9 protein-coding genes are annotated in these 11,785 nt (G+C 60.8%); 2 read left to right on the plus strand and 7 right to left on the minus strand.

Annotated elements, in window-relative coordinates; genetic code table 11:
• Positions 1-29: 29 nt before the first annotated feature.
• The 5 genes from iolG to PYR71_RS22690 form a co-directional block, all read right to left on the minus strand.
• Positions 30-1,022, minus strand: a complete 993-nt coding sequence (gene iolG, locus PYR71_RS22670; protein WP_275620913.1) for an inositol 2-dehydrogenase — start codon at positions 1,020-1,022, stop codon at positions 30-32.
• Positions 1,023-1,064: 42 nt separating this feature from the next.
• Positions 1,065-1,868 (minus strand): TIM barrel protein, encoded by an 804-nt coding sequence (locus PYR71_RS22675; protein WP_275620914.1) that lies wholly within the window; start codon positions 1,866-1,868, stop codon positions 1,065-1,067.
• Between the two features lie 74 nt (positions 1,869-1,942).
• The gene (locus PYR71_RS22680; protein ID WP_275620915.1) at positions 1,943-2,737 is read right to left on the minus strand and encodes an ATP-binding cassette domain-containing protein; all 795 of its coding nucleotides are present in this window, start codon (positions 2,735-2,737) and stop codon (positions 1,943-1,945) included.
• Positions 2,738-2,739: 2 nt separating this feature from the next.
• Positions 2,740-3,861, minus strand: coding sequence for an ABC transporter permease (locus PYR71_RS22685; RefSeq protein WP_275620916.1), 1,122 nt, complete (start codon positions 3,859-3,861; stop codon positions 2,740-2,742).
• Between the two features lie 123 nt (positions 3,862-3,984).
• Positions 3,985-4,932 (minus strand): sugar ABC transporter substrate-binding protein, encoded by a 948-nt coding sequence (locus PYR71_RS22690; protein WP_275620917.1) that lies wholly within the window; start codon positions 4,930-4,932, stop codon positions 3,985-3,987.
• A gap of 174 nt (positions 4,933-5,106) precedes the next feature.
• Here PYR71_RS22690 and PYR71_RS22695 point away from each other — a divergent pair, with 174 nt between their 5' ends.
• Entirely contained in the window at positions 5,107-6,102 is a 996-nt protein-coding gene (locus PYR71_RS22695) for a substrate-binding domain-containing protein (RefSeq protein WP_275620918.1), read from the plus strand.
• A gap of 32 nt (positions 6,103-6,134) precedes the next feature.
• On the opposite strand, the gene PYR71_RS22700 is transcribed toward PYR71_RS22695, so the two are convergent.
• A complete protein-coding gene (locus PYR71_RS22700) occupies positions 6,135-7,070 on the minus strand; it encodes an alpha/beta hydrolase (protein WP_275620919.1) in 936 nt (311 codons plus the stop codon).
• Between the two features lie 120 nt (positions 7,071-7,190).
• On the opposite strand from PYR71_RS22700, the gene PYR71_RS22705 reads away from it, so the two are divergent.
• The gene (locus tag PYR71_RS22705; protein WP_275620920.1) at positions 7,191-8,105 is read left to right on the plus strand and encodes a LysR family transcriptional regulator; all 915 of its coding nucleotides are present in this window, start codon (positions 7,191-7,193) and stop codon (positions 8,103-8,105) included.
• 527 nt (positions 8,106-8,632) lie between these two features.
• Here the strand turns inward: PYR71_RS22705 and PYR71_RS22710 are convergent.
• Positions 8,633-11,659, minus strand: a complete 3,027-nt coding sequence (locus tag PYR71_RS22710) for an alpha-mannosidase (protein ID WP_275620921.1) — start codon at positions 11,657-11,659, stop codon at positions 8,633-8,635.
• Positions 11,660-11,785 lie beyond the last annotated feature (126 nt).

Below are 11,785 nucleotides of genomic sequence, written 5' to 3' on the forward strand. Positions count from 1 at the left end.
CACGAGGACCGAACTGCATCGCCTTGACGTCAATCGACGGCAACTGGCCTGCCTGTCTGCCAGCTCACTGTGGCGGCCTCGGCTAGTTTTTGAGCCTGAAGCCCATCCAATCCACCCGGCCTCGGCGATGGGTTGCCGCTGTCGATCGCTTCGATGAAGGCATTGATCTCGTTGGCATAAGCCTGCGCGTAGCGCTCGAGAAAGAAATGTTGAACGGGATCGCCGCTGATGCCGTTCGCATTGGAAAGCTCGACGCTCGTCGCGGCGATATTTTTCGCTGCAAGCATACCGGCAGCACCATGGACTTCGATGCGCTGGTCGTATCCATAAGTCGCCCGGCGCGAATTGGTGATGACAGCAACGCGGCCCGAAGCCGTCTGCATCTGGACGGCGGCGGTATCCACATCACCCTCGGCCCCGATCGCCTTGTCGACGAGCGAGGATCCGAGTGCGTTCACGACCACGAATTCCTCGCCCATGAGGAAGCGGGCCATATCGAAGTCGTGGATCATCATGTCACGGAACAGGCCACCGGAGGATTTGACGTAGTCGGCAGGCGGCGGCGCCGGATCCCGGCTGGTGATCGTCACGATCTCGATCGCGCCGATATCACCGCGGCGCAGGCGGGCCTCCAAACTTGCGAAGTTCGGATCAAACCGGCGATTGAAGCCGATCATCAAGGTCGACCTGTTTTTCTCGACAATCTCGAGGCAGGCATTGATGCGGTCGACCGACAGGGATACCGGCTTTTCGCAGAGGATGGCCTTGCCGGCGCGCGCCGCCGCCTCGATGAGATCGGCGTGGCTCGGGGTCGGCGTCGCGATGAGGATCGCATCGACGTTCGAGGAGTTGATGACATCCTCCGCCTCGGCAACCTCGGCGCCCGTCCGTGCGGCAAGCTCTTCTGCTGATGCCTTGAAGGCATCCGCGACATAGGCAAGCTTCGCATTGGGGTTCGCCGCGATCGTTGTTGCATGCACTTTGCCGATCCGGCCGGCGCCGATCACTCCAAATCTGATCATTGATGTCTCTCCATTATATGTAAGTCTTCACTATCGAAACCTTCAAACGGTGAAGGCGTCGCGGAAGCGGGCAAGCGCCGTCTCGTCGTCTCCGGAGGCCCAGGCCTCCATGCCGATCGTGCCGCGATAACCCATGTCCTTGAGCGCGCGCGCGATTGCCTTGTAGTTGATCTCGCCGGTACCCGGTTCCATGCGACCGGGCACATCCGCCACCTGGATTTCGCCGATATAGCGCAGCGCGCGCCGGCATAGCTCGATCAGGTTTCCTTCGCCGATCTGCGCATGATAGAGGTCCAGATTGAGCTTCAACGCCGGCCGGTTAACGGACGAGACGAGCGCAAGCGTATCCTCGGCCTTGGCAAAGGGCGTCTTGGGGTGATCGACGGCTTGATTGAGGTTCTCGAGCACGAAGGTGACGCCTTCCTGCTCCCCGAGATCGGCGATGCGATTGAGCGTATCGCGTGCCTTGAGCCACATGGCGCCCGTCACTTGCTCCGCCTTGACGACCGGCAGACCCTGGCCGTCGAGACCGGTGCCGTGCAGATTGAGACGCGGGCAGTTCAGTTCTCTGGCAATCGGGATCGATTGCTTCGCAGTTCGCAGCAATTCTTCTGCGCCATCGTCGTCGGCCAGCGTACCGGTCACGTAGCCAGTCATCGACGAGAAGGCCGCCCCGGATCTTGCAAGGGCAGCGATGTCATGTTTCGTCCAGTCCCAGATCTCGGCCTGAAAGCCGAGTTCGGTGATACGCTTCAGCCTGTCGACAACAGGAAGCGACTTGAAGACCATTTCGGCGCAGACAGCAAGCGTGAAGGGGGATGAGGTATTCGACGAACCATCGTTCATGACCATTTCCATGTTTGGTGTTTGAGAATGCGGCAGCCTGCCAAAGCCAATCGGGCACCGCGGGATAAGCAGGGCTAGATCGTGCCGCCGAGCTCTTCGGACAGTTGCTGCAGCTCCTTGCCGCCTGCCATCAGGTTCTGAAGCTCGTCCATCGCGATATCCGCCTTGGCAAAAGTGCCGAGCGTCTGGCCGCGATTGAGGATGGTGAAGCGGTCCGCTACCGCATAGGCGTGCCGAACATTGTGGGTGATGAAAATCACGCCCAATCCGTTCTGTCGAACCTGATGAATGTATTTCAGCACCATCGAAGTCTGCGCCACGCCGAGTGCCGAGGTGGGCTCATCGAGAATAAGGATCTTTGCGCCGAAATAGACCGCGCGCGCAATCGCAACGCATTGGCGTTCGCCGCCAGACAGAGTGCCCACCGCCTGATTGGGATCGCGGATATCGATGCCGATTTTGCGCATCTCTTCACGCGTGACATCGTTGCAGTGCGCGAGGTCGAAGTGACGGAATGGGAACATGCCTTTGCGAGGCTCCCGCCCCATGAAGAAATTACGCGTGATCGACATCAGCGGAATCATGGCGAGATCCTGATAGACCGTCGCGATCCCTGCATCGAGGGCGTCGCGCGGGCTGCGGAAATTGACCGGCTTGCCTTCGACGAGAAAGGAGCCCCCGCTTGGCCGTACGACACCGGACAGCGTCTTGATCAAGGTGGATTTGCCCGCGCCATTGTCTCCGAGGAGACAAAGCACCTCTCCGGCCGACACTTGCATCGACACGCCGTTGAGGGCGATGACGGAGCCGTAGTGCTTGACGATATCGGTTACTTCGATGATCGGGGTTCGGTTGTTGACGTCTGGCATGATCAGCGCTCCCCGGTAACCTTGCGGCGGATGAAATTGTTGAAGAGAACAGCCAGCAGCAGCATCGAGCCGAGGAAGACCTGGAACCAGTCGGAGTCGAACCTGGTATAGGTCAGGCCGATGGAAACCGAGCCGAAGATGATCGCTCCGACGAAGGCACCGATCGCCGAACCATAGCCGCCTGTGAGCAGGCACCCGCCAATGACGGCGGCGATGATCGCCTCGAACTCTTTCTGAAAACCGCGTCGGGCGTCGGTCGAGCCGGCGTCAAGCACAGTGATGATGGCGACCAGCGCGGCAGCACACGCCGTCAAGGCGAACAGGCCGGTCTTCACCCTATGGACAGGCACACCCGAGTTTCTTGCTGCATTCGGATCGCCACCAGCTGCGAAGATCCAGTTGCCCATGCGGGTGCGCAATAGGACCCAGGTTGCAGCCAGGGCAAGCGCGACGAACCACAGGACCGACACGGGGATGCCCGTGACCTTCGGCAGGCCATTGGGGAACTTGTCGATCATATCGTGATCTGCGAGCCAGACGAATAGGCTCTTCAGAGCATCGCCAGAAAAGAGCCCGAGCAGCGGACTGTCCTTCACATGGTCACCAATGCCGCGAAGCTGCGTCGAGCCGCCAGTGGCCCATTTCAAACCGACGAGGGTCAAGCCGCGCAGTATGAAGAGAAATGCCAGGGTCACGATGAACGACGGCAGCCGGGTGTGGATGACGATCTGCCCGTTGATCGCGCCCATGAACGCCGCAAACAGCATTGTCATGACGATGGCAACCGAAAGCGGTTGACCAAAATTGGTCAGGATGACGCCGAAGATCAGTCCTGCGAAAGCCACCATCGAGCCGATCGAGAGATCGAACTCTCCGCCGATCATGAGCAGTGCCGCCGCAATGGCGAGGATTCCCAATTGCGATGCCGGCGCCATGATGGTCATCAGGCCCGAAAGAGAAAACATCGTCGAATCTGCGGTGAGAAAGAAAAAGACGACGACGAGAGCAAGACCCGCCACGGCGCCCAGTTCGGGCCGCCGCATCATATGGGTTAAAAAACTCACTTGTTTGACGCGCTCATCGACCGTCGGCGCAGCCGCCGTGTTCTGCTCAAGCGAAGCCATATCTCCTCCCATGGAATCTTTGTTTTGAGTTAGGGGCGGCGCTGCTCGGCAGCGCTCGGTCAACCGAACCCCCTCCCCTTGAGAGGGAGGAGATTCTGAGAGAATGCCTTCCGGCAGTTCTGGTCAGCGAATGCCCTTGGCCGACAGATCGACGACCTGGGCGGCCTTTTCCTTGGTGATAAGATTGGGGCCGGATGGCACATTACCTCCAGGGATCAACCCGTATTTGGCGTAGTTGGCCAAGAATACGACCGGCAGATAGCCCTGCAGGAACTGCTGCTGATCGATCGCGAAGGCTGCCTTGCCGTCGGCCACGGCCTTCAGGAAATCGGCCGAAAGGTCGAAGGTCGCGACATTGATCTTGCCGGTCATTCCAACATCCTCGACAGCCGCGAGCGACGGCTCGCCGGCGGTTCCGGCGCCAAGCGCCATGACGGTATCAACCGCCGAATTGGAACTCAGTGCCGCCTTGACCTTTGCGCGGACATCAGCAGGATCGTTGCTGACGGGCAGAACCGTGACCTTGCCGCCAAAACCGTCGGCGAAGCCCTTGCAGCGCAGATCGAGCGCGACATTGCCGACCTCCTGATTCACGCACAAGCCTTCCTTGCCGCCCAGCTCATGCAGCTTCGCACCGGCGGCCTTGCCCGCGGTGTATTCGTCCTGGCCGACATGCAGAAGCGCTCCCAACTCCTTCGAAACATCCGATCCCGAGTTGATCGAGATAACCGGAATGCCGGCGGCCACAGCCTTCTTGATGGACGGGCCGAGCGCCGAGGCGTCCGGAATCGATACGATAAGACCGTCAGGCTTCTGATTGATGGCCGCATCGATGAGCTGCCCCATCGAGACCATGTCGAATGTTTCCGGCGCCCGATAGTCGACGCTGACGCCGACATCCTTCGCAGCCGCGTTGACGCCGTTCTTAACCACGGACCAGAACGGGTCATTGGCCTGGCCATGAGTGACGGCAACGATGCGAATGTCCGCAGCGCTGACAACTGCCGAAGAGCACATGAGCGCAACAGCAACGGCCGCGCCGGCGAGAAGCGATTTCAAACCTAACTTCATTTTACCCTCCCAAAAACAGTCCGCCTTACGCGGACCTCGCCGCTTGCTACCGGTTGCATCTCACTTGCTACCGGTAGCAAGCGCAGCCAAATTACTTTATTGTCCGTAAAAATCAAGCATCCATTCCATTTTTATTTTTTATGGAATATTCATTCCAACTGAGAGGAGACCCGCATGCGCAAAAGGGCAACGGCGAAGGAGGTAGCGGAAGCCGCCGGCGTATCGAAATGGACGGTGATCCGTGCGTTTACACCAGGCGCATCCATTACCGACGCCAGTCGGCATAAAGTGCTTCAGGCCGCCGAGGCGCTGAACTATTCGCCGAACTTGCTTGCCCGCAGCCTTGCGACAAACATCACGCATCAAGTCGCGGTCTTCGTCGACGACTTTGCCAATCCGCACAAGCTTCCGGTTCTGGAGATGCTCACGGAGCGTCTGCAGGCGGAGGGTCTGTTGACGGTATTGATCAACATCAATCGGCATTTCGATCATGTACACGCCTTGATCAATGCCGACCAACGGCAATTCGACGCCGTGATTCTCTTCGGTACGGCGTTTCGCGAGGAAACTCTGGGCGATCGACGCCTCGGCCCAGGTTTTCCGCCGATGTTCGTTCTGGCAAGAGACAGCCAGATCCCCGGCGTCCCTGCAATCGCCTGCGATGCTGAACTCGCTCTCAGGCAAATGGTCGATTACCTGTTCGACAAGGGATATCGCCGTCCGGGTTTCATGACGGGAGCAAGAACCCTGTCGACCGCACTCGGCAGGCGCCACCACTACGCAAACTTCTGGAGGCAGAAGGGCGTGGAGAGCATCGTAGAACTGAATGCGGACCGGTACAGTGCTGAGGCGGGCGCCGAGGCGGCGCGAGCCTATCTGAGCGCGACCCCCTCTTCTTCGCGCGTGGATGTATTGATGTGTGAAAACGATATCCTGGCTTTAGGAGCCATGGATACCGCCCGCAGTGAATTTGGCTGCCGCGTTCCGCAAGAGCTTGCGGTGGTCGGCTTCGACAATATCGCGCTTGGCGCGACGCCCGCCTATGGGCTGACGACTTACGAGCAACCCACTTATGACATGATCAACACGATCGTAGAGATGATTATCGGAGCCCGCGCCGTCGAAGCAGTCACCTTGCCAGGGCATCTCGTTGCCAGACTATCGGCTTGATTGCAGGTTTTGAAGCGAAGCGCGCCAGATGCTCACTTATCGCATCGAGGCCCGTGAAGCTCGATATTTGTCGCACCGGGAAGCCTATTTTGGTGTCCATTCGCGGGCCACGGCTTGGAAGGTTGACTGGAGCAATTTTCCAAGCGTGCCAACCAATCCATAATGCTGCTGACCGCTTCGTGATACCTTTGCCCAACCAGCAGACCCGTGTGGGTCGTACCGGAAAGACCCAAGTATTCGCCGCCGATGTGCCGCGCCGCCGCCCGGCCGCGGTGGTCATCGTCTTCATCGCCGACGGCTGAGATGACCAGGCTGGGACAGGTGATGCGGCCGCCGTCGACGGAAATTCCCTGCGCTCCAAAATGAAAGGAGAAGGCGCCGAAAGCCTTGCCTGACTCCATGGACAGGTATTTCCGCTGGAACGCGATATCCTCGGAGGTCTCATCGGCGGTGAACTGCTCGCCTCGCGCCGGTGCGGGCACGACGAGGCCGGGCGCCCGCGGGGCAAGGTCCTGATAGGGCACCGCGTCATGCACTTGCCTGCAGATGCTGGAATCGATCAGCACCAGCCCGGCGATCTCCACGCTTTCCGCCAGTTTCTGGCTGAGGATCCCGCCCATGCTGAAGCCCATCACGACAGGCGGGCTTCCCGTTTCATCGACGATTTCGGCGATCACCTCTCGAATGTCTTCGAGATAATGCGCGAACTCGACCTGCGTGAAATCGACCGATCTGCTTTTGTAGTGGCCGCGCAAATTGATGCAGTAAGAATCCCATCCTGCGGCCATGAAATGTGGAATGTACTTGCTCCACATCCAGCTTCCGGTGAAGGCCCCATGGACGAACAGCAGAGGCGGCCGGCCGGGCTGTCGCGAGCCATGGTCCCCATGAAATATCTCAAGGAAAAGGTCATTCTCGCCGACGAATTTTTCCCTGTGCTCGGGCAATTCCTTAGCATAGTCCCGCATGGCATTCGCTCCTGCAAGTTGGGCTGGATCCGAGACAAAGGATATTTGTTACGCAATGTTGATCAATCATGGTGCTTGGATTTACATAAAGGAAAAAATGTCCTCAATCGGGATGTGGCCGTGGATAGTCTCGCAAGTGTCGTCGCCTTCGTTCATGCCGCCGAACAGCAAAGCTATGTGGCCGCCGCGCGTCTCGCCGGCATTTCGCCTTCGGCCATTGGCAAGGCGGTGGCGCGCCTGGAAAGCCGCCTCGGCGTGCGGCTCTTCAACCGCACGACGCGCAGCATCAGCCTGACCGAGGAAGGGACTGTCCTCTACGAGCGCTACAAACGCGTCCTCGACGACATGCAGGACGCGGAGGCAGCCGTATCAAAGGGCCGGGACCGCCCGAGGGGGCGCCTGCGCATCAGCGTTCCGCATATCGTCGGCCACCACCTTCTGTTGCCGATCCTACCAAGCTTCACCGCGCAGTTCCCAGAGATCGAACTGGACATCGATTTTGAAGATAGGGTCATCGATCTCATTACGGAAGGGCTCGATGTGGTCGTGCGCAGCGGCGAGCTTGCCGATGCGCGGCTGATCGCCCGTTGTCTCGGCGAGCAGCATTTCGTCGTCTGCGCGAGCCCCGCCTATCTCGAACTTCACGGACAGCCGGAGACGCCTGACGATCTCTCGGGGCACGCCTGCATTCACTTCAAATACCCATCCAGCGGCCGCACCGCGCCCTGGGCGTTCCGCCCGCCGCACGAGCGCCTGCTTTTGCCGAAAAACTTGACGTTCAACAATACGGATGCCGGGTTGCGGGCGGCAAAGGATGGGCTCGGGCTCGCGCATCTGCCCGTCTATGTCGCCGAGCCGCACATAAGGGCCGGCACCCTGATCCCCGCCCTCACCACCTTCATGGCGCCCTTAGGCTCGCTCTCGCTCGTCTGGCCGTCGAACCGCCAGCTTTCACCCAAAATCCGCGCCTTCGTGGATTTCGTGGTCGAGAATTTCGCCGCTCGACCCGAGGCTTTTCGACCGGCGGCAAACTGATCACGATTTCATCAGCACATTGAGGTCGCTTTCAAGAGCCGACCGTACGCGCTTCCGTCAGAACTCCTCGCAGGAGGCCGCGGCAGCAGTCGCCGTGCAGCACTACCGCCAAAGGCGCCGGCGAGTTTCTGGCCGAGCGGGTGCGCTGGCGAGGCGACCGTCTCCTTTGCGGGGTGACGGCCTGGGGCGCGATCTGCACGGCGTCCAGGTTGAAACGGGCGATCAGCCAAGCCGGGAAAGATTGGTCGCCTCTTCCGCCAGCCGGTTGGCCGCGGCCGTGGTTTCCTCGACCATGGCCGCGTTCCCCTGCGTGACCTGATCCATCTGGTTGACCGCGGTCGAGACTTCGAAAAGGCCGGTCGACTGTTCTCTTGCGGCCGTTGCGATCGACCGGACATGCTCGTCGATCCTGGGTCTGGCCCAGCCTCGCCCGTCGCCGTCACCAGTTCCCCTAGCCGATAGGACGGGCAGGCTCGCGTGAGGGGAACGCCCCCCAGCATTTGCTGCGAGTCATCTCAAGAACAGTCTCAGGCCCGTTGCAGCTTCCAGGTCCTGATCTCGAACGGCATGATGTCGGCGGGGCCTTTCCGCGCCATCGGCTCTTCGAGAATGTTGAGCGGCTGCGATACCGACCATCCGGATGGCAGGGCAAGGGAGAGGCGGCCGCGCCGGCCGGCGGGTTCGTAGAGGCGCAGGATCAGGCCATCGCCCTCTTCCGCCGGCTTAAGGCTCGAAAAGGCAACCGGCACACCACTGATCGCCAGCGGCGTGAAAGTGCCGGCCGAGAGGCCTTGAGCTCCAAGCGCGACGAGTGGCTGGTTGAGATCGATCGCCTCGTCGAGCACGCCGCCTTCATGCCAGGCGCCGTCATGCGGCATCAGCGCATAGGTGAAGCTCTGCTCGCCTTCGTCGGCCAGCGGATCGGGATAGACCGGTCCGCGCACCAGGCTCATGCCGATGACATTGCCGCGGGCGCTGTGGCCGTATTTGGCATTGTTGAGCAGCGCAACGCCAAATCCCGGCTCGCTGATATCGACGAAGCGATGGGCGACAGCCTCGAACATCGCCTGTTCCCAGGAAGTGTTGGTGTGCGTCGCCCGCTCGACGATGCCGAAGGCACATTCGAACGCGGCTTTGCGGGCCTTGACGTCAACCGGATTGAGGGTGCGCAGCAGTGTGCGGCGGTCGTGCCAGTCGATCGTCGTTTCAATGTCGAGCCGCTTGGCATTGGCGCTGAGCACGTAGGTCTGCGTGACGCTCGAATTCCGGTAGCGGTGAACGACGCGAATCGCCGCGCGGTGCGGGCCGCTTTCGACGAGCGAGATGCTTTCCGGCGCTTCGAGACGGACGGCCTTTTCAGCATAATCGGCATCGATATCCCAGGCGTCCCAATTGCGCGGCTTGTCGGCCGGATAGACCCAGAGCTGGTTTGCCGAGCCGTCGACCGCTTCGCGGCCACTCGCCTTATGAACGAGGCTCGCAACCGCTCCGTCCCTACCGATGACGACGGCGAGATGATCGTTTTCGAGGCGATCGGATGTTGCCTTCAACTCCCCCGCTGACCGCAGCGCCTGCCTGTCAAAGACGGCGACGGACAGGGGAGCGACGATATCCGCGGCCGAGACGACGGTTCCGTCGGCGAGCTTTGCGCTGAGGGGCCGCGGCGCAAGCGACGGATTGACGACGACAAGCGCATTGCCGACGCCGCCTTTCGGCAGATGGGCCGAGAGCGCCTGCAAGGCCTTTGCCTGCTCGGCGCCGGCATTGTCGATCACGCCGCTAAGCTCCTGCTCGGCATCCTGATAGACCTCGCGGATGCTCGAGCCCGGCAGGATATCGTGGAACTCGTTCTTCAGCACCACGCGCCAATCGGCTTCCAGGCTTCTAGGCTTGTCCGCGCCCAGCATATGGGCAAGCGAAGCAATGGTCTCGGCGGTGATCAGCGCACGCTCGGCCTGGCGGTGCTTGCGCTTGACGCCGCTTTGCGTCGTCAGCGTCGCGCGGTGCAGTTCGAGATAGATCTCGCCGTCCCAGACGGGCAGGCTCTTTTCAGATGCGGTGCGGTGGGCCTCTTCATAGAAACCCTTGACCGTGCCCCAGCGCGCCTGCGGAATGGCGGGAAAATCGCGTAGCTGCACTTCGCGCTCCACCATTTCGGGCGTCACGCCGCCGCCGCCGTCGCCATAGCCGACGGCGAGAAGCGAGGCATGATGCTGCACCTTGCCGCGGAAATTCTTCCAGGTCGGCACGTAGCAATCGGCCTGCACGAAGCCGTTATAGCCCTGCATCGGATTGTCGAAGGTGTGGGTCAGCACCTGGCTGCCGTCGAGGCCTTTCCACCAGAAAAGATCGGAGGGAATATGGTTGGTCTCGCTCCAATTGACCTTGATGGTGAAGAAGCTGTCCATGCCGCCCTGCCTCAGGATCTGCGGCAGCGCGCCTGAGAAACCGAAGCAATCCGGCAGCCAGCACACCGTGTGACGGAAGCCGAAAGTCTTTTCGAAATAGCGCTGGCCGTAGAGCACCTGGCGGACGAGGCTCTCCCCGGTCGGCATGTTGGTATCGGGCTCTACCCACATGCCACCGACGGTTTCCCACTTTCCATCCGCGACCTTCGCCTTGATGCGTTCGACAAGTTCCGGATCCTCTTCTTCCATCTGCGCGTAATAATGCGCGGTCGACTGGTTGAAGCGGAAATCGTCGGAACGCTCCATCAGCGACAGCGCCGTGTTGAACGTGCGCCGCATCTTCCGCTGCGTCTCGCGATAGGGCCAGAGCCAGGCGAGATCGATATGTGCATGGCCGGTCAGCAGCAGCTCGCCATTCGGCGGAAAGCGTTTCTGCAATTCCTTCAGCCGCGCCGTCAGCACTTCGAAGGCGGACGATGCCGAAGCACTCTGCTGGTGGGAGAGCCCTGTCGGATTCTCCTCGAGTTCCGGCAGCTCCCAGATCTTCTGCTGCATGACGGCATCGGCGGTGCGGGAGACGTAGGTCGCGGTATCCGACGGCCAGTCGAGGCTGCGCAAGGCGTGCTCGGCGGCGTCGGCCAGATGCGGCACAACTTCATGATCACCAAGCACCTCGATCGCCTCGGAAACCTGCTTCAGCAAAAGATGCAGGCGATGGGCCGGACCGTCGAGCCAGATGAACCGGGCCTTGTTCAGTCTCGGCGCCCGGTTCGGTTCGCCGAAGGGAAAACGCGCGACGCTTTCCGTCGCGATCGAAAAGCGGCGGCCCTTGACCGGAAACTCTTGATGATAGGGATCGAGCCCGAATGTCTCGCTCTGGCCATCCGGATAGCTCAGCGTGATCAGGCTCTCGCCGCCGAGATCGAGCTGCAGGCGGATATCCACGAGCGGCCAGCCCGCCGGCGCCTCGGCGCTGGCAGCAAAATGCACCACGCCCTGGCGATGCGGCCAATCCTGCTGATGGCTTATCGGCTCGCCCTCGAAGGTCCAGCCGTCGATCGGGCTACTCTGCCGATCCCGCCAGTGCGCCAGCTCGGCAATGCGGACTTTGAGGCGATCGAGGCGTTGGGCAATTGTCAGAGGCATGGTCTATCCCTGTTGAAAAATCGGCGGCGAGCGATTTCGGAGTCATGGCTTGGGAGATGAAGATGGCGCAGAGATCGCGATATGCCGGCCCTCCTCCCAGCGGTTCCTGGCGGCGCTTAGATTAAG

This window comes from Rhizobium mulingense (assembly GCF_029194105.1).
In the GTDB taxonomy this organism is placed as follows: Bacteria; Pseudomonadota; Alphaproteobacteria; order Rhizobiales; family Rhizobiaceae; genus Rhizobium; species Rhizobium mulingense.